14 protein-coding genes are annotated in these 19,452 nt (G+C 69.9%); 8 read left to right on the top strand and 6 right to left on the bottom strand.

Annotated features, from left to right (window positions below):
- The 4 genes from Raf01_RS16830 to Raf01_RS16815 all read right to left on the bottom strand — a co-directional run.
- Window positions 1–4,392, bottom strand: a 4,392-nt coding sequence (locus Raf01_RS16830) for a type I polyketide synthase (protein WP_203918839.1), incomplete at its 3' end; no start/stop codon positions are given.
- Window positions 4,393–4,416: 24 nt separating this feature from the next.
- A complete protein-coding gene (locus Raf01_RS16825) occupies window positions 4,417–6,039 on the bottom strand; it encodes a PfaD family polyunsaturated fatty acid/polyketide biosynthesis protein (RefSeq protein WP_203918838.1) in 1,623 nt (540 codons plus the stop codon).
- Between the two features lie 239 nt (window positions 6,040–6,278).
- Window positions 6,279–7,202 (bottom strand): glucosyl-3-phosphoglycerate synthase, encoded by a 924-nt coding sequence (locus tag Raf01_RS16820; protein WP_203918837.1) that lies wholly within the window; start codon window positions 7,200–7,202, stop codon window positions 6,279–6,281.
- Window positions 7,203–7,291: 89 nt separating this feature from the next.
- The gene (locus tag Raf01_RS16815) at window positions 7,292–8,197 is read right to left on the bottom strand and encodes an alpha/beta fold hydrolase (RefSeq protein WP_203918836.1); all 906 of its coding nucleotides are present in this window, start codon (window positions 8,195–8,197) and stop codon (window positions 7,292–7,294) included.
- 81 nt (window positions 8,198–8,278) lie between these two features.
- Here Raf01_RS16815 and Raf01_RS16810 point away from each other — a divergent pair, with 81 nt between their 5' ends.
- Window positions 8,279–8,860: a PadR family transcriptional regulator gene (locus Raf01_RS16810; protein ID WP_203918835.1), complete on the top strand. Its 582-nt coding sequence runs from the start codon at window positions 8,279–8,281 to the stop codon at window positions 8,858–8,860.
- A 100-nt stretch (window positions 8,861–8,960) separates the two neighbouring features.
- On the opposite strand, the gene Raf01_RS16805 is transcribed toward Raf01_RS16810, so the two are convergent.
- Window positions 8,961–10,625, bottom strand: a complete 1,665-nt coding sequence (locus Raf01_RS16805; RefSeq protein ID WP_203918834.1) for an FG-GAP-like repeat-containing protein — start codon at window positions 10,623–10,625, stop codon at window positions 8,961–8,963.
- Between the two features lie 160 nt (window positions 10,626–10,785).
- Window positions 10,786–11,697, bottom strand: coding sequence for a hypothetical protein (locus tag Raf01_RS16800; protein ID WP_203918833.1), 912 nt, complete (start codon window positions 11,695–11,697; stop codon window positions 10,786–10,788).
- A gap of 170 nt (window positions 11,698–11,867) precedes the next feature.
- Between Raf01_RS16800 and Raf01_RS16795 the strand changes: the two genes are divergently transcribed.
- From Raf01_RS16795 to Raf01_RS16765, 7 genes are all read left to right on the top strand, one after another.
- Window positions 11,868–12,953: a CdaR family protein gene (locus Raf01_RS16795; RefSeq protein ID WP_203918832.1), complete on the top strand. Its 1,086-nt coding sequence runs from the start codon at window positions 11,868–11,870 to the stop codon at window positions 12,951–12,953.
- Between the two features lie 291 nt (window positions 12,954–13,244).
- On the top strand, window positions 13,245–14,087 hold the full coding sequence (locus Raf01_RS16790; protein WP_203918831.1) for a sugar ABC transporter substrate-binding protein: 843 nt from the start codon (window positions 13,245–13,247) through the stop codon (window positions 14,085–14,087).
- Entirely contained in the window at window positions 14,084–14,890 is an 807-nt protein-coding gene (locus Raf01_RS16785; RefSeq protein WP_239133666.1) for an ATP-binding cassette domain-containing protein, read from the top strand. Before Raf01_RS16790 ends, Raf01_RS16785 begins: the two co-directional genes overlap by 4 nt.
- The gene (locus Raf01_RS16780; RefSeq protein ID WP_203918845.1) at window positions 14,887–15,924 is read left to right on the top strand and encodes an ABC transporter permease; all 1,038 of its coding nucleotides are present in this window, start codon (window positions 14,887–14,889) and stop codon (window positions 15,922–15,924) included. The genes Raf01_RS16785 and Raf01_RS16780 overlap by 4 nt, the downstream gene beginning before the upstream one ends.
- Before the next feature lie 4 nt (window positions 15,925–15,928).
- Complete coding sequence (locus Raf01_RS16775) at window positions 15,929–16,888, top strand: alpha/beta hydrolase (RefSeq protein WP_203918830.1); 960 nt, start codon at window positions 15,929–15,931, stop codon at window positions 16,886–16,888.
- Between the two features lie 32 nt (window positions 16,889–16,920).
- A complete protein-coding gene (locus Raf01_RS16770) occupies window positions 16,921–17,892 on the top strand; it encodes an alpha/beta hydrolase (RefSeq protein WP_203918829.1) in 972 nt (323 codons plus the stop codon).
- Between the two features lie 77 nt (window positions 17,893–17,969).
- Window positions 17,970–19,445 carry a mannitol dehydrogenase family protein gene (locus Raf01_RS16765; protein ID WP_203918828.1) on the top strand — a complete coding sequence of 492 codons (1,476 nt, stop codon included), beginning with the start codon at window positions 17,970–17,972 and terminating at the stop codon, window positions 19,443–19,445.
- Window positions 19,446–19,452 lie beyond the last annotated feature (7 nt).

Here is a 19,452-nt window from a genome sequence, read left to right as displayed (position 1 = left end):
GCGGTCGGTGAGGGTCCATCGCGTCCCGTCGGCGCGCAGGCCGACGTTGAGTGTGGACCCGCCGGTCAGCAGTTCGTCGACGATCGCGGCCGCTATGGCGTCGGAACCGCGGTCGCCGAGCTGACAGTCGATGGCCTTGACCGCGGCCAACGGCCACTCCTTCGCGGCGGTCCGGGCCAGGGCGGCGATCCCGCCGAGCCAGGCGCGCCGCGGATCGGGGTCGTCCAGCCCGAAGAAGCCGCCGGTGTCCTGTACGGTCACGAACACCCCGCCGCGCTCCCCCATGCCGGCGGCCACACTGCGAGCGGCCTGGAAAGCGGCTCGGCTCACCGAGCCGGCTTGCTCGGGGTCCCACACGGGCGCCAGCCCGCCGAGCAGGACCACGCCCCACGCATCGTGCGCCGGCAGGTCGCCGACCGCGGCCGTGATGCCGTCCCCGTATAGCCGTGCGACCACGGCCGGTGCGAGTCCGCTGCCGCCGTCGACGACGGTGATCGGTCCCTTTCGCAGGCCCGCGAGGGCCAGCCCGCACGCGGGCGCGGCGATCGGCCTGACCTGTAATCGGCGTACCACCACCGCGGGGCTCTGAATCCCGGCGTCGGTACCGGCGACGGTGGGCACCGCGTTGTCGTCGGTGGCGCGGCGCATGACCTCGTCCAGCGTGCGCGCCTGGAAGAGCTGGGCCATCTGCGGCGAGTCGGTCGGCGGCAGGCCCTCGGCGCGCTGGCGGACCGCCGCGAAGATCTCGACCTTCTTGATCGAGTCGATGCCGAGGTCGGTCTCCAGGTCCATGCCACCGTCGAGCATGTCCACCGGGTAGCCGGTCTTGTCGGCGACGACGGACAGCAGCAGCGCAAGACTCACGGGCTCGGCAGGCGTCGCGCCCTCGGCGGGCGTGCCGTCGGCAGTCGTGCGCCCGGATGGCGCGCCCTCGGCGGGCGTGCCGTTGGCGGGCGTGCCCTCGGCAGGCGGTGGCCCGGCAACCTGCGGTCGCAGGGCGGGTGGTTCGACGACCGGCGGTTCAACGACCGGCGGCGGGACTAGCTGCGGTGGGACTAGCTGCGGCTCGGGCGCCGGAGGCATGGGGACGGGCGCCGGGATCTGCTGCGGGATCTGCTGCGGCTGCGGTTGCTGTGGATGCGGCTGCGGCTTCCCGGCGAGCGCGGCGAACGTGTTCTCGGCCAGCTGGAGGAACGCCTGGTGGGACTCCGCGAGAACCCGCTGGAAGTGCATGTGGGCCTCGACGGTCTGGCGCTGCAGCTCCTGCATCGCGGCCAGCCACTGGGCGCCGGGGTCGGGCTCGGTCATGGCGGTGGGCTCCAGAAGAGTCGGTGTGGGCAGGGCGTGCGCGGGAGGCGTCGGCGACGGGCGGACCGGCTCCGTGGCGAGAGGCGGCTCCGCGGCGGCAGGCGGCTTCGGCGCAAGAGGCGGCTCCGCGGCGGCAAGCGGCCTCGGGGCGAGAGGCGGCTTCGTGGCAGCAAGCGGCCTCGGAGCGGCAGGCGGCTTCGTCGCGAGAGGCGGCTTCGGGGCGGCAGGCGGGGAGTATCCCGTTCCGTTGATGCGCACGGACATGCGAGGCCGGTCCGCGCCCGACCCGGGCTTCGGTGTTGCCGAACTCCGGTCCTGCGACAGCTTCGTCAGGTTCACCGGCACGCCGTGTACCGCGAGCCGGCCGACGGCTTCGTGCCACGCGGTCACGCCGTCGCGGCCGCGCTTGTCCAGGCTGACCGCCAGGTGATCGCGGTTCCCGAGAATCTGCCCGATCAGTCCGGTGAGAGCGGCTCCGGCACCCACCTCGACGAACGTCCGCACACCGTCGGCGTACATCGCCTCGATCTGGTCGAGGAACCTGACCGGCGCGGCCGGGTGCCTGGCCAGCGTGCGGCGGATCGCGTCGGGTACGCGGCTGTAGGGCGCCGCGTCGGCGTTGCCGTAGACATCGATACGCGGCACGGTCAGCTCGAGCTTCTCCAGGAATTCGCGCAGCGGCTCCACGGCGGAGCGCGCGAGGGGGCTGTGAAACGCCGCGGACACCGCGAGGCGGCGCGCGGAGATCCCGGTCGCGGTCAGCCGCTCGTGCAGTGCCGCGATCGCACGCACGGTTCCCGAGACGACGGTCTGCCGCGGCGCGTTGATGTTCGCGAGCCACAGGTCGGCGATGGTCGAATCCCTGATTGCGGCCGCGACGGCGTCCGCGTCCGCGCCGACCGCGAGCATCCCGCCGGGCTCGTCGTCGATCCGCGCCAGCAGTTCGCCCCGGTGCCGGACCAGTCGCAGCAGGCTTTCCGCGTCCATGGCACCGGCCGCGTGCAGCGCGACCAGCTCACCGACGCTGTGGCCCGCCACGCAGTCGGCCTGGAGGCCGATCGAGGTGAGCAACGCGAGCAGCGACAGGCTGTGTGCGGCCAGCGCCGGCTGCGCCCAACGCGTGTCGGTGAGCCGCAGTTCCTGCGCCGCGCGCTGCTCGTCGCTGAACACGGGCGGCGGGAAGACGACGTCGCTGAGAGCACCGTCCACGCCCGCCGCGACGTCCCACACGTCCTGCGCCGCCGGGAGGGCCATGGCGATGTCGCCGCCCATCCCGATGTATTGCGACCCCTGCCCGGGGAAGACAAACGCGATCCGGCCAGGGTCGGCGGGTCCCTCGTCGTAGAACACGCCACCGGGAAGGGCGAACGGCGCCTCGGGCTGCCGGTCGACCATCGCGGCGGCACGGTCGAGCTTGGCACGCAGGTCGCCGGCATCGCTGGCGACCACGGCCAGCCGACACCGCTGGCCGGGGTCGAAATTCCGCTGTGACTCCAGCGCCAGTTCGGCCAGGTTCGAGGCCGGCGGTTCGTGGCCGCCGCCGTCGACGAGGCGTGCGCGCAGGTCCTGGGGTGAGTCGGCGCCGAAGAGGACGAGTTCGCTCGCGGCGGCGCGGATGCGAGCCGCACGGCGATCCGGTGATGCGTCGCCGCAGTACTCCTCAAGCGCGACGTGGTAATTGGCGCCACCGAAACCGAAACTCGACACCGATGCCCTGCGTGCGTGCTCCGCGCGACGCGTCCACGGGCGCACGGCGGTGTTCAGGTAGAAGGGGCTGCCCTCGATTCCGAGGACGGGATTGGGTTTCCGCACCTTGATGGTCGGCGGAAGCACGCGCTGGTGCAGGGCAAGCACGGCCTTGATCAGTCCAGCGGCTCCCGCTGCGGCCTTCGTGTGGCCGATCTGGGACTTGACGGTACCCAGGGCACACCATCCGCCCTCCGGCCGCCCGGTCGCGCCGAACACCTGTCGTAGGGACTCGAATTCGGCGGCGTCCCCGGCGCGGGTCGCGGTACCGTGCGCCTCCACCAGCTCCACCGTGTCGGGGCCGTACCCGGCGGACTCGTACGCGCGTCGCAGGGCCCGCACCTGTCCCTGGGCCATCGGCGCGTAGATGGCACCGCCCCTGCCGTCGGACGAGGTTCCGAGCCCCCGGATCACGGCGTAGACCCGGTCGCCGTCCCGCTCGGCGGCGTCCAGGCGCTTGAGTCCCAGCATCGCCAGGCCCTCGCCGAGCAGGGTTCCATCGGCGTCATCGGAGAACGGGCGCGCGTCGCCGGTTGGGGACAGGGCCGGAGTCTTGCTGAAGCACACGTACATCAGCGGGTTGTTCGTCGCGTCCACACCGCCGGTGACGACCAGGTCCGCCTTGCCCAGTGCCAGCTCGTTCACCGCCGCCGACACCGCCGCGAGTGAGCTGGCGCAGGCGGCGTCGACGGTGCAGTTGGTGCCGTGCAGGTCGAGGCGGTTCGCGATCCGGCCGGCCACCACGTTGGAGAGCAGGCCCGGGAACGTGTCCTCCTGCCACGGCACGTACTGCTCGGCGATCCGGTCGCAGACCTCGTGCGCTTCGGCTTCCCCGATCCCCTGCTCGCGCAGGGCTTTGAGCCACAGCGGACGCTGGATGCGCGCGTCCATCGTGCCGACGCGGCTGAGTGTGGAGCTACCGAGGATGACGCTGACGCGTTCGCGGTCCAGCGGGGCGGCCAGGTTCTTCTCGAGGTCGGCCAGCAGCGCGTCGGCGACGGTCAGGCCCAGCAGCTGCGCGGGGTCGATGGCCCCGAGAGTGGACGGCGGCAGGCCGTGGGCGAGCGGATCGAACTCGATGTCGGGCAGGAACGCGCCGCGGCGGCTGTAGGTCGTGTCCGGCGTCGAAGGGTCGGGGTCGTAGAACTCCTCGGCCGGCCAGCGGCCGGGCGGCACATCGGTGATCAGATCCCGGCCGGCGACGATGTTGTGCCAGAACTCGGCCGTCTCGCGAGCCCCGGGCATCAGGGCGGCGAGCCCCACGACGGCGACGGGAACCGCGCGGCCCGTGGCGTTGCCGATGGCGGGTCGGTCAGAGGCAACATCGAAGCCGGGCATCGTCTTCCTTGAGGGTCGCGCGGGTCAGGACAGCAGGCGCGGGCGCGGGGCGAATGCCTCGCCGGGCACCGCGACGCCGTAGGAACGCAGCTGGTGGGCACGTGTCACGATGGCCGCGCCTTCGAGCAGGTTGAGTGCGATCTGCACGACCGTGCGCCGCCCGGGTTCGGCGAGCGGGCTGCCCGCCGCCCAGCGGTTGAACGCACCGATCGCGGGGCCGCACCAGATCTGGTAGTCCGCCAGCCGGGTCGGCTCGCCCGTGATGGCCCACCGGCTCGACAGGCCCAGGTACGAGCGGAAGACCAGGGCCATGCGGTGGCGCGGGTCGTGTTCGGCACGGTCGACCTCGCGCGGGTCGCGTTCGAGCCAGAACCGCCGCGTCTGCTCCCAACAGTCCTCAAAGGTGCCGCGCAGGACATCCTTCTCGAGACGTTCGCGCATCGCGTCGGGGATGTCCTCGAGCGACGGATAGGCGAGGTAGGCCTCGTAGAGCTGACTCGCTCGCGCGGCGAACAGCGTGCCGCGCCGCAGGACCTGCACCTTGATGCCGTACTCGAACATGTCCGCGGCGGGCGCCATGGCGACGTCGGCCAGATCCGCCTCCGCGAGGAGGCTTTTCGCCGCGTCGGACAGTCCTGCCTCGCAGGAGAGTTGGTTGATGGTGCCGGTCACGACGTAGGCGGCCCCGGCGGCGAACGCGGCCGCGACCCCGGCCGGGTCGCCCAGTCCCCCGGCGGCCCCGACCCGGACCGGCCTGGTGTAGCCGTGGCGGCGCGCCATCTCGTCACGCAGGGCCCTGATCGCCGGGAGCACGACGGCCAGCGGCCGGTTGTCGGTGTGGCCGCCGCTGTCCGCCTCGACGGTCACGTCCTCGGCGAGCGGCACGCGCGCGGCGAGGTCCGCCTCGGCCCGGGTGAGCTGACCGCGCTCGACGAGCATGCGCAGGATCTGGGGTGGCGCCGGGGACAGGAACTTCGCGGCGACCTCGGGCCGGGAGACCTTCGCGAACAGCTGCCGGGCGCGCACGATCCCGCCACCGACGCTCGAATCCGCCCGCAGCCCGGCGACCGCGCACCGCACCACCGCCGGGGTGAGGTCCAGGTATGCGGATGCTGACACCTTGGGGACCGCCGAGCGCACCAGCAGATCGACCAGGCGTTCCTCGTGCCCGGGTTCGGCTGGCGCGTGGATCAGATTCACACCCCAGTTGTCGAGGCCGCGCAGGCCGCGGCTCAGCTCCCCCACCGCGCGTTCGACGGCCGGGATCGCGAGCCCGGCGGCTCCGAAGAACCCGAGCATCTGGGCGCGGGCCATCGCGACGACCGACGCGACGGTGGCGATGCCGTTGGCCATCTCCCCGGCCACGTAAGGGAACCGCACCCCGTGGACCCGGTTGAAGGAGCGGTCGCCGAGCCACTCGGGGTAGAGCCCGGGCAGCGATCCGATCAGTTCGTATCCGGATCCGGCGTCGGCGTCGGCGTCGGCGTCGGCGTCGGCGCTGGACGCGACCGTGAGCAGTCTCCCGCCGAGCCCGAGTCCGGGTTCGTACCCGGCGCCGCCGCGCACGATGTGAACGGGCTCGCGAAAGCGACGTACGCATTCGACGATGCCCTCGGGCGAGAAGTCCGCATCACGGTCGGCGGGCATCCAACGCGGCGCGGGTTGCACCGCTGCCCCGGCACTCCCGGCACGAACAGCGACAGACGCGTCCACAAACGACACTTCCCCACGTGGACGGCGCGCCCGAGGCAGACAGGGATGGTAACGCTCGACGGCCGACTCAGGCCCATCATAGGCGAGCAAACGCTCTTGCACGAAACCATGAGTCCCCCACCTGACAGGCGTCGCGGAGTCAGGCAACGGGTGCCGGGCGAGCCTGAGCGTCGTCAGACCAACCTCGCTGCCGGGCGTTCGGTCAAGGAGACCGACCGTACGCGCTCGACTGGCGCGCCGTCGATGAGGACGTGCTGGCGCAGCAGCACGGTGTCGGCCGTCGGCTTGTCGGTTGCCCGTGACCACGCGGCCGCCGTGACCTGTGTGGCCATCGCGGCGAGGTCACGCAGTGCCTGGTGGCGGTGGGTCCGGAGACCGAGTTGCACCTGGGCGATGGCATCGGCGCCGAGGCCGCGCCAGGTGTCGATCAGGGCGGTCAACTCCACCGCGTACCCGGTGGGGACCGACAGCGTCTCGAACAGCGACCGGCGCACCGCCCACTCTCCGGCCAGCGGCTGGGCCAGTCCGGCCAGCTCCGGAAACAGCAGGGCGATGAGTGGCCGGGCGACGAGTTCGGTCACTCGGCCACCTTCGTAGGCCGACGCGCGGTCGCCTTCCACGAAGGGACGTTCGTAGAATCCTTTGACCAGTGCGATCCCGGGTGAGGTCAGCAACGGCCCGAGGAGGCCGGGCACGAAATGCGTGTCCCAGTCGACCAGGTCGGCGTCCATGAAGACGAGCAGGTCGCCTCGGGTGACGAAGAGTGATTTCCACATCGCTTCGCCCTTCCCCGGCTGGCTGCCGAGGTCGGGACGAATGTCGCGCGACCGGTAGACGACGGCGCCGGCATCCTCGGCGACCGCGAAGGTGTCGTCCTCGGAATCGGAGTCGATCACCACGATCTCGTCCAGCAACGACACGCTGTCCACCAGTGCTGTATGGATGCGGCTCACCACAGCGCCGACCGTCGCGGCTTCGTTGCGGGCGGGTACCACGAGGCTCACCGTCCGGCGGCTCGCCTCCTTGGCCGCTGTCAGGTCGGACAGGCTCCAGTCCTGCCACCGGTACGTCCGCCCGACGAAGCCATCAGCACTCACGCCTCATGTTCTCCAAAGACGCGTCGTGGGGCGAGTCCCGGGACGCGTCTTGACCGTAACGATCGTCGCGGCGCTCTCGCCGGGGTACGTCACCGCTCGACGTCGACCGCACCGAAGAAGCGCTGGAGTTCCGGAGCGACGACCTCCGGTTTCCCACCCGCATTGGCCTTCGTGACGTCGGAGGAGCCGCCGTGGTCGAGTCCGGCGAATTCGATCCGGGTCGCGTTCGGCAGGGTCCGCTCGAGCGCGTCGAGGCTGGGCTTCAGGAATGCGAGTCCCTTGCTGCCGCCGAGGAGCAGTACCGGTGTCTTCAGGTCCTGGAACGTGCCGAGCGTGCCGGCCATCTGGCGGATCAGCCGGCCCTCGTAGCCGATGGTCGGTGCGAGTTTGCGCATCGTGACGTCGTCGGGGCCGGCCGACTTGTCCTCGCTCTTCATCGCCAGGTTGGTAAAGCCTTCGAGCAGCCAGCGAGGCAGGTAGTTGAGCAGCTTCGGGCCGAGTTCGAGGCCGAGCATGCTGGTGACCAGCGCGGCCGGGACGTCGCCGTCGCCGATCTCGCGGTCGAACCGGTCGATCCAACCGACAAGCCCCTGGTCGTATCCGTCGACCAACAACGCGGGCTCGTAGACCGCGACCCGCTCGATCTCCGGCAGCGAAACGGCGGCCTGGAGGGCGACGAGCCCGCTCGCGCTGACCCCGAAGACGTTGCGGGCGCCGGTCGCGGTGAGGACCGCCCGCAGGTCTTCGACCTCGCGCTCGATGCCATAGGCGTCGCCGTAGGGACCGGTCATGCCGCGCCCGCGGCGATCGGGCAGGTAGATGGTGAACCTGCCGGCCAGTGCGCGTGCCAGCTGCATGTGGTTCTGCGCCGATTCCATCGAGCCGTGCAGCAGCACGATGCCCGGTCCCTCGCCGAGTTGGCGGTAGCCGACACGGGTGCCGTCCTGGGACGTGACGGAGTGGGTCTCGAAGTCGCTCATGACCAAGTCGCTCATGACCGAGATAGTTTCATCGGGACTAGTCCCATGTCAACTAGTTACGCTGGGTGTAGCATATCGATCGTGAACGGTTCACCGATGGCTCTGACGATCTTGGCATTGCTGCACTACAAACCTCTTCATCCGTACGGCGTGCAGCGCCTCATCCAACAGTGGGGCAAGGACCACGTCGTCAACGTGAATCAGCGCGCCAGCCTCTACCGCACCATGGAGCGGTTACGAGCCGAGGGGCTCATCGCCGTGCGGGAGACGTCCCGCGATCAGGCATACCCGGAGCGCACCGTCTACGAGATCACCGAAGCGGGACAGGCGGTCGCGCGCCAGTGGATCACGGTGATGCTGGGCGTACCCAAACCTGAGTTCCCCGAGTTCCCGGCCGCGCTGTCAAACCTGCTCCTGCTCACCCCACAGGACTTCCTCGCCACGCTCGACCGACGTCTGGCCGCGCTGCAAGAGAGGGTCGACGCGCTCGACGAGAGTCTCTCGCGCGAAGCCGGACTCGGTCTACCGAGGATCGCGATGCTCGAAAGCGAATACCTCCGGGCCGTCACCGCGGCCGAGGCGCAGTGGGTCCGATCGATCGCGGACGACCTCCGCGACAACCGGCTGCCGTGGGACGCCGAGACGCTGGCCGCCTTCGCCGAAGACCAGGCGCCCTGAGTCGCACCCCGCCCGGCGGTTCGGACCGAGGCCCGGGCAGGGTCGGGTGCCACTCGGGCGGTGGGGCCCGCGAGCACACGGACCCCACCGCCTCCAGATCTCAGAACATCAGCTCGCCGGCCGGGTAGCTGTAGCCGATCTGAGCCTTGGGCGCGTACCCGCCGGCACCGTCGCCCTTGTAGAACCACAGGTCGCCGGACGGGTCGCGGGCGATCAGGTCCGCCTTGCCGTCGCCGTTGACGTCACCGGCGCCCACGATCGCGTCGTACACCTGCCAGCCGGTACCGATGCTCTTCCGGACGGCGTACGTGCCGGTGCCGGTACCGGCGTAGAACCAGAGCACGCCCGCGCTGTCACGGCCGATGAGGTCGGCCTTGCCGTCGCCGTTGAAGTCGCCCGGGGCGAGCAGGATCGAGTAGATCTGCCAGCCGGTACCGATGTTCCTGGCCGTCGTGTACCCGCCGCTGCCGTCGCCGGGGAACAGCCAGAGCACACCGGAACCGTCGCGGGCGATCAGGTCAGGCTTGCCGTCCCCGTCGAAGTCGCCCGGCGCCAGCAGCACGTCGTAGCCCTGCCAGCCGGTCCCCACCTGGTGGCGGGTGGAGCCGGAGAACTGCCCGGCCGCGTCGGCCGGGTAGCGCCACAGCACGCCACTGGAGTCGATCGCCAGCAGATCCTCCGACCCGTCACCGTCGAAGTCCCCATGCCGTGCAACGGTACGCATCGAGCCCCAACCGAAGCCCGCCTCGCACGCCGGGGCGACCGTGCCGTCCGGCCGGCCCGCATAGCGGAACAGCCGCCCGTGCGCGTCGCGCCGAATCACCCCGGCGCTCGTCGTACCGGGCAGGCCGCAGTCCGGCCACCACGCCGCCGCGCGTACCAGCTGATGGTCGGAGTAGCCGTTGGCGGGCAGCACGTCGCCGTGGATGTCGCGGAAATCGCCATCGCTGAAGAAGACATAGTCGATTTTCGCGGTACCGAACGTGGTCTCGCCCGACCGGCAAGCGGTGGCGGCCGGGTCGCAGCCGGAGGACGCGAAGTAGTCCGGGTCGGTCTCGTCGGCCTCGTGGAAGGAACCGATGCCGCCGGTGAGCGTGCTGCTGTAGAAGGAACTGAGCGGCTTGGTGAGCGGGCTGGCGTTGAAGTCGCCGCCGAGCAGGACCGGGATCCCGGCGTCCTGCCAGGTCTTGGCCTTCGCGGCCAGTGTGGACGCCTCCGCCGCCCGAAGGTTGGGGCCGTTGTGCGCGGTGTCGCCCCAGTACAGGTGCACCGAGCAGGCCCAGGCGGCACGGTTCTGCAGGTACGTCTCGACGCACGGTGAGGTGATGCTCTCGTCGTCGACGCTCGGCGTCAGGGTGATCGCCTGGCGCTGGACGATCGGTCCCTTCACGAGGGTGGCCATGCCGTACGTGTTCCCCTTGCACACGTTCGCGGTCACCGCCCGCGTACCGACGAAGTAGCCGTCGAAACCCAGGGGCCGCAAGGCGTCGAGGATGTCGTTGAACTGGTTCGAGCAGACCTCGACGAGGAAGATGGCGTCGGCGTTCCAGGAGGTGCCGTTGGCCTGCTGCTCGATGTAGCGCTCGCGAGGGCCCTCGTCGGCCATCGGGCAGTGGTTGCCGCACATGTTGTAGCTGACGAACCGCAGCGGTGGCGCGGGTTCGATCGGCAGCGAGTCGGCCCGGGCCGGTGCGGCCGGCTGGAGCGACAGAGCCAGGATCGCCAGGAACGCCAGGCACAGTGTGGCGAACCGGCGAGGAGACATCCATAACGTTCGTTCGAGTTTGCGCACTCATCCTCCATCGTTCGAGCCAGAGAAATATCTGACTACAGACGCTCGCCGACCCGCACGTGTGACATCGAAGTCGGCGCATGCGACTGGCGTCACAGTCGCCGGGTTCGCCGCGGCTGCCCGCCCGGATGCGTCACTGAGATTTGCGCCGATGCTGCCGAGCAATCTTCGGCCTCCCGGCGGCCGTGGCCTTCGTGGCCGCGCGGCGGGCCGCGGCTGAGGCCGGGGCCGGGGCCGGGGCGGCTCTGGTGGGGAATCCGCCGCGCGGGCGTGCGTTCGGAAAGATCGAATCTTCGTGGATCGTGATGGTCAGCGGGGCCTCGGCATCGTCCAGGTCCCCGGCGACGACGAGCAGTCCCGCGGCCGGATGTTCGAGGACCGTGCGGATCGTCGCGGCCGACGTGAGCAGGCGGTCGGCCAGCCAGGACAGGGTCACCGGCGTCGTCGCCTCCGCGGCCCACAGCAGCAGCGCCACGACGTCGGCGACCGCGGCGTGGTAGCCGGTGTCGTTCGGATCCCGCACCGCGCCCGGTCGGTCGCCACCCACCACGTCACGACGACGGAGCACCTGGGGCGGCTCCGGTGGCGCGTCCACTGGCCAGAACTGCAGCCGGTACCGGTAGGCGACGCCGATCGGGCCGGAGCCGGGGAACCTGGGCCGGCGGGCGCACCTGGCCCGGTAGAGGCCGGGCCGCCCGAGCACGACCGGCTCGCCGACGGGGCCACCGCTCACGACGTTCAGGCCGGCCACCCCGGAACTGGCATACGGAGTCTCGATCACGGCGTCCCAACGGGACAGGTCGTCGGCCGGTGGCGGGCCGTCGTGCACCTCGATGCGGACAACGTGCTCGCAGTCGTTCGCCACGTCCATGAGCCAGCCGTCGCCTGCCCGGGCCATTGACCCCAGGGACGTGCGCACGACGCCTTCGGCCAGCAACTCACCGACCGGCGGCCCGGCCCGGTCGGGCTCGCGGACGTCTTTGACGTAGAGCGCTCCGTACATCGGCCAGTAGTCGTCGACTTCGGCCTCGCGTACCAACGGCACAGTCCTGCCTCCTCGAGTTTCTCGCCGCGGAGGCTAACGCCGGCCACCGACAAATCACGCCGCCCGCTTGCGCGCCAGCGACAACACCAAACGACTACGAAAGTGGCGTATCGGGCCTGCGTCCGCCATCCGGCGGGCAGGCGCGCGGATCATGCGGCTACAGTTCCCGCATGCAAGGGCTGCTGCGATGGGTCTCGACAATCGACTCCGCAGCCGAGCGTGCCCTGCGCATCATCGAGTTCTTCGACCAGCTCACTCGACACGACGCCGACATCGAAGCCGTCACGCGCGCCACCGCGGTGTTGGCCGAGGCGACGGCCGGCGCGGAGGACGACCTCCACGACGTCGCGTGCGCGATGACGCCCGCCGGACGGCCGGCCCAGGAGACCTGCGCGAGGACGATCTCCCGGACCGTCGTCCATGGCAACGCGGTCATCGGGCGGGTCTGGCTCGCACGCCCTGAGGGCGACACGGAGCGCGACTGGGACGACCTCATCATGGAGCGGATGGCGTTGGCGGTCGCCGCGGCCCACGCCAGACGGCGGCCCCCCGAGCGCAGCCCCGTCTCCGGACCCGCCGACCCGGCCATCGTGCAGTATCTCCTCGGCGGCGGCATCTCCGAACCCGACGCCAGCCGCGCGGCCCAGCTGCTCGGGTTCCGCGCCGGCCAGCAGGTCAGAGTCGTCGCCGTCGCCGGCGCCGACCTCTCGGACCGATTGTCGGAGCTGCGCGCGGCCTTCGGTGGCTTCGTCGTCCTGGCCGCTCTCAGCGGGACCAGCGCCGCGGTCATCGGGTCACCGCTGCCGGCATCGACCACCCTGCCGAACGGGATCACCGGCTGCATCGGACCCACCGTGCCGGCGGAGCGCGCCGACGTGTCGTGGCGCGCCGCTCACCGCGGCCTGCGGTTCGCCGCGATGTCGCCGACGTGGCCGGCGCTGATCGACACCGCCGATCTCGGGTGCCTCATCGCGCTGGACGGGCTTGACCGCGACGGGATCCGGAAGCTCGCGGACGTACGGGCGATCGCGTCGGTCGCGGCCGGGCGCCGCGGCAAGGAAGACCTCGACCTCCTGGACCTCATCTGCGCGTCCAACTCGCTGCGGGAAGCGGCCACCGCGGCGCATATGCACCACAGCAGCGTCAACTACCGGGCGCAGGCCCTCGCCGAACAGCTCGGCATGAGTCTCGGCACGGCCGTGGGACGGTACCGGGCCCGGACAGCTCTGCTCTTCTGGCGTCTGCACTGCCAGTGAGCCGATTCCGCCACTTGGCGGATTTGAGGGCTGCGATTTCAGCCAGGTTCTGATGTTGTTACGCGCCGCCGGTCGCGAGACTCAGATCATCTTCTCCACACCCACCCCTAGCCGATCGCTCGGCTGAGAGGATTTCGCATGTCCACACAAAACCGGGCTCTCCCGTACCGGTTACTTCTTGTCACCACGTGCGCGTCGACGCTGGCGGTCCTGTCGGCATGTGCCGCGAACCCGAATGCGGGCAGCACATCGCAGACAAACACGACGAAAGCCACGACGACGGGTGCGCCTTTGACGTCGGCGGAGTTCGTCAACCCGCTGCCGCAGTATCCGGCGTGGCGCACCATCGGCGACTGCATGGCGAACGAGGCCAAGACCCGCGGGATCGACTTCACCGAGAGCGGCCCGACCGGGGGCACCCTCGACGCCACGAAGATGATCCAGCAGATCCAGCAGGCGACCGCCAGCAAGAAGGGCGCCATCATCACGTTCCCGGCCAGCGACGCGTTCACCCCGGTACTGCAACAGGCGCAGAAGGCGGGCATCATCACGGGCTCGCTGTACGGCGACGGTGGTGACGTCGTCGTCGGCCCCAACTACGCCGAACTCGGCAAGATGTTCGTCGACGCGATCGCCAAGCGCCCCGGACAGCAGAATCTCGGCCTCATGGCGCAGAGCGACACCGGCCAGGCCAAGCAGTGGGCGGACGGGGTCGAGGCCGCGGCAAAGGCCACGACGAACGTCAAGGTCGTCGGGACCGTCTACACCAACGACGACGCCGCGAAGGCTCTGGACCAGGCCAACGCGCTGCTGACCGCGCACCCCGAGATCAACGTCATCGCCAGCCACATGGGCTCTGTCACGCCCGGTGTCGTGGCCGCGATCAAGGCTCGGAAGCTGGTCGGAAAGGTCGTCTTCGTCGCGTCGGGCGCCGACAACGGCGGCAAGGAGGCGGTGGCGGACGGCATCGCGTACGGGGCATGGCTGCAGGGCCTGTGCGATGAAGGCAAGACCGTCCTCGACGCGGTGGCGGACAAGGCCGAGGGCAAGACGGTGGCCGCGCACATCGACGCCAAGGAGACCATCGGCACCAAGGACGACCTCACGTCCCTGATCGGACAAGGCTGGGGATGACGGATCTGACCACCGGCGGGGCCTCCGCTATCAGCCCCGCCCTCGAACTACGAGGGATCTCCAAGAGCTTCGGGTCCGTCCAGGCCCTCGAACACGTGGACTTCTCGGCCTGGCCCGGCGAGATCCACGCGATCGTCGGCGACAACGGTGCCGGCAAGTCGACCATGCTCAAGATCGTCACCGGTATCCACCAGGCCGACGCGGGCGAGATCTACCTCAACGGGCGGACGGTTGACCTGAGGCACAACGCCACGACGGTGCAGGATCTCGGTGTCGCGGTGGTTTACCAGGACCTCGCCCTGGTCGAGTGCCTCGACATCGCGCAGAACCTCTCGCTCGGGAGCCTGCCGCGCCGCTGGGGCATCGTCCTGGACCGTCAGCGGATGGCCCGCGACGCGGCCAAGGTACTCAGTGATCTCAAAGTCCGCGTCGGAGACGTCCACACACCCGTCGGCCTGCTCTCCGGTGGACAGCGGCAGATCATCGCCATCGCTCGCGCCGTCCGGATGGACAAACCACTCATCCTGCTCGACGAGCCGACCGCGGCTCTCGGCGTCCAGGAGTCGGCGCGAGTGGGGACGATCATGGGAGAACTGCGTGCCGCCGGCAAGGCCGTGGTCTGCATCAGCCACGACCTCGAGTTCGTCTTCGCCCATGCCGACCGCATCACCGTCCTGCGACTGGGAGTGAGCGTCGGCACCCGTAAGACGGCGGATACGACCCGCGACGAAATCGTCGGGCTCATCACCGGGGCGTTCCCCGGCGATCCGAGGCCCACCCGAGTCACGAAGGACGCGGCATGACCGCCACCCAGCCACCCTCGATCGCGGACCACGAGCCGGCCGCCGGCTCGCGGGCCACGGGGCAAGCCCCGGTTCACCGCGGCATCCTGTCACGAGCGCTCCTGCGGCAGGAGTTCACTCTCATCCTCGTCATCGTGGTCATCGGCCTCGCCGCCTTTACCCGCAACCACGCATTCCTCAGCGGCGACAACGTGCTCGAACTGTTCCGCAGTTCCGTCATCTACTTCGTGATGGCCTGCGGTGCGGCTCTGCTCACCATCGGCGGCGGACTCGACTTCTCGGTCGGCGGTGTGTTCACGCTCGGCGCCCTGAGTACCAGTCTCCTGCTGGTCCGGAATGTCCCGTGGCCGTTGGCGGTGCTGTTCGGTGTCGTGGTCGGCGCCCTGGTCGGGATCGTCAACCACCTCATCATCACCTACTGGCACGTCCCACCGATCATCGCGACCCTCGGCACGTTCTTCGTTCTACTGGGGCTGGACACCCAGGTATCTCAGGGCGACGACGTGTTGCCTCTGCCGGACGCGTTCACGAAGTTGGGACAAGGCGACGTCTTGGGTATCCCCGACGTCATTCTCTATGCCGTCGTCGTCGGTGTCGTGTGCTGGTTCATCCTGGAACACACCCGGTTCGGGGTGAACGTCCGCGCCCTCGGCGGCAACCGCCAGGCCGCGATCCAGAACGGCCTGCGCGTCGTGCGACTCGACCTCGCCCTCTACGCCATCGCCGGAGCCACCGGGGCCCTGGCCGGGATCATCTACACCGCGCGCGTCGGGGCCGGCCAAGTGCAGGCCGGCGGCGCGACGACGACCCTCAACGTCGTCACCGCCGTACTCATCGGAGGGGTGAGCCTATTCGGCGGTCTCGGCAGCATCACCGGGGTGGCGTTCGGCGCACTGCTGCTCTCCACAGTGGACAACGCTCTGGTCGTCGCGCACGTACCGCCCGACGACAACAACATCATCGTCGGCGCGATCCTCGTCGGGGCCGTCGGGATCGACCACCTGCGTCGCAAGCGTCTGTACCGGCGGGGATGACCCGATGACCACGAACTGGACGGTCCAGGCACGCTACGTGGATCCCGAACTCGCGGCGATGCAGGTCCTGTCGCCACGGATCACGCTGGACAACCTCGCCGCCGCCCGCGAGATGGAACAGACGCTCGCGACGCAGACCACCCGGCGCGCCGATGACGTCGACATCCTTGAGCTGACCGGCGAGCGCAGAGACGGCACAGCGCTCAGGATGCGGCTGTACCGGTCCGCCCGCTGGCACCGCTCCACCCTGCCGGTGCTGCTGTTCATCCACGGCGGCAGTTTCGTCACCGGCGGGCTTCACAGCGAGGACAACCGCTGCATCCACTACGCGCGGGAGGCTCAGGTCGCCGTCGTCGCCGTGGACTACCGGCTCGCCCCCGAGCATCCCTTCCCCGCCGCGATCGAGGACTGCCAGGACGCGCTCGAATGGGTCGTCGAACACGCACCGGCGCTCGGCTGCGATCCGTCGAGAGTCGCCCTCGGCGGGCTGAGCGCCGGAGGTTGTCTCGCCGCAGCGATGGCACTGTGGGCATCGGAGCACCCAAGCATCTCTCCGGTCTTTCTGATGCTGCTCTTCCCCGTGCTCGACGCCCGGCTCGCGACCGCGTCGGTCAATGAGTTCACCGATACCCCCGTGCTCATCGCCGATACCGTCCATCGGCTGTGGCCGCTGTACCTGGGCGAGACCGGACACCGCGCGGAACCGCTGTCTCCGCTTGCGTCTCCGGCCGGGGCCACGGACGTGAGCGGGTTTCCGCCGACGCTGATGATCACGGCACAGTACGACCCGCTGCGGGATGAGGGCCTCGCGTTCGCGACCCGGCTGGCCAGCGCCGGCGTACCCGTCGACCTCCACCATTTCGGTCGCGGATTTCATTCCTTCGACTCATTCGATGCCACCCGATTGGGGCTGGAGTGCCTGGACATCCAGGTGCGCGCTCTGCAGCGAGCCCTTGCCCCGTGACCGTGCCTGGACTCTTTCCCATGGAGACATCTGTGCGCCAACCGCGCCTCGATCCCGCTGCCGCCCAGGTCATCGAGCATCTCGCGCAGACCATGAACGTCGGTCCCGACTCCGACCCAGAACAGCTGCGCAAGGATTTTGCCGCGACGACGGCCTGGTTGCGGGAACCGGCCACGCCGACGACGAACGTCGGCAGCGAAGACCGCACGATCGACGGGCCGGAGACCTCGGTGCCGGTGCGGCTCTACACACCGGCGAGCGGGAGCACACAGGACATCATCGTCTACATTCACGGCGGCGGCTGGGTCGTCGGCGGGCTCGACACCGCCGACGCGATCGCGCGAGTCATCTGTAGCGTTGTCGACGCGGCGGTGGTCTCCGTCGACTACCGTCTCGCTCCGGACCACCCGTTCCCCGCGGCGCGATCCGACTGTGCCACGGCCATCCGCTGGGCGGCCGGTCACCACCCCAGGTGGTTGGGCGTGGCAGGCGACAGCGCAGGGGGCAATCTCGCCGCTGTCATGGCCAACGAGTTCTCCGATCTCATCGACGCCCAACTGCTGCTCTATCCGGCACTCGATCCTCGCCAGGACACGGCGTCCTACCGCACGTTCGCGGAGGGATACCGGCTCACCAGCGCCGCCATGAACTACTACTGGCGCTCCTACGCGACACCGGAGCAGTACCGCAATCCGACTGTGGCACCGGTCTTCCACGACGAGATGTCCACCTCACCGGCAGCGGTCATCGCGACGGCCCACTTCGACCCGCTGCACGACGAGGGCCAGGCATACGCGGCACGTCTCGTCGAGGCCGGAGTGCCGACGGTCTACCTGCCCTCCGCCACCCTCCCCCACGGCTGGGCGGACCTGACCGACCGCGTACCCGCCGCGGCACGCGCCCTGTGCTCGGCGGCGTCGGCTCTCGCGGAACTGCGCGACCGAGCGGTCCGCGAGCCCGAGGATGCTCGGCGTACGCGAGACGTTCCGGCACAACGTTCCTGACGTCCACGACTCCACGAATCCCGGGCCGCGACACCCATCGGCCCGATCCTCGACGATACGCGAAAGGCGTCACGCCCGTGACTGAGCTGACAGCTGCGACCATCGACCGACTGGACCCGCGCGTGGCGACCCCGGCCTACGACCGCTCGGCGCTGCGGGTCGGCATCGTCCACTTCGGCGTCGGTGGCTTCCACCGTTCTCATCAACAGGTCTACCTCGACGGGATCGCCGCCGCAGGCGACACCAGCTGGGGTGTGTGCGGCGTAGGTCTGCTGCCGCAGGACGCCGCCGCCCGCGACGCGGCCCACGCCCAGGACGGTCTCTATGTCCTGACGTCCAGCGCGCCCGACGGAACCCAACAGTCCCGCGTGATCGGCACGCTGATCCGCTACCTGTTCGCTCCCGACGACCCGGCCGCGGTCCTGGACGTCCTCACCGACGCGTCGACCCGGATCGTCTCGCTGACCATCACCGAGGGCGGCTACGGCATCGACGACGCCACCGGAGAGTTCGACCCCCACGACGAACTCACACTCCTCGACCTGGCCGGTGCCGAACACCCGCACAGCGCCTTCGGCTACCTCACCGAGGCACTGCGGCGCCGCCGCGAAAAAGGCACCGCACCATTCACGGTCCTGTCCTGCGACAACATGCAGGCCAACGGGCACGTCGCCAAGAAGGCTGTCGTCGCGTTCGCACGCGCACGGAACCCGCAGCTCGCCGACTGGATCGACGCCACGGTGAGCTTCCCGTGCTGCATGGTCGATCGCATCACCCCGGTACCCACGGCCGGTACGCGCCAAGCGTTGCGTGACGAGTACGGTATCGAGGACCGTTGGGCCCTGCAGTCGGAGAGCTTCATCCAGTGGGTCGTCGAGGACCACTTCCCGGCGGGCAGGCCGGACCTGGCGTCGGTGGGTGTCCAGCTCGTCCCGGACGTCGAGCCGTACGAGCTGATGAAACTGCGGCTCCTCAACGCTTCGCACCAGGCGATGAGTTACCTCGGTCTGCTCGATGGCCAGACGTGGGTCCACGAGGTGAGCCGTGACCCGCTGTTCGTCGCCTTTCTGCGCCGCTACCTGGAACACGAGGCCATCCCGACGCTGCGTCCCGTACCCGGCGTCGACCTGCCGGCGTACTGCGACCAGTTGATCGAACGGTTTGCCGGCGAGGCGGTACGGGACACTCTCGCGCGCCTGGCCGTCGACGCGTCCGACCGGCTACCAAAGTTCCTGATCCCGGTGCTTCGTCACCAGCTCGCCGCCGGTGGGCCGATCGACTGCTGCGTACTGGTGCTCGCCGCGTGGAGCAGATACCTCGAAGGCGGCCTGGGGAAGAACGCGCGCACCATCACCGACCGGCGGGCAGGCGACCTGCTGCCGCTGGTGGCCCAGGAACACACGCGCCCCGGCTCCCTGCTGGAGTACGCCCCGGTCTTCGGCGATCTGAGCACCGACCGTCGGCTGGTCGCCGGATACCTCGCGGCCCGCGAGGAGTTGGGAATCCACGGGTCGCGCTTCGCGATGCGGGCCCTGCTGGGAGACCGGACATGACGGGCCG

Origin of the sequence: Rugosimonospora africana, from assembly GCF_016862975.1 — a bacterium.
In the GTDB taxonomy this organism is placed as follows: Bacteria; Actinomycetota; Actinomycetes; order Mycobacteriales; family Micromonosporaceae; genus Rugosimonospora; species Rugosimonospora africana.
Note: the sequence above shows the minus strand (reverse complement) of the source record. Positions and strands in the feature narration are given on the sequence as shown.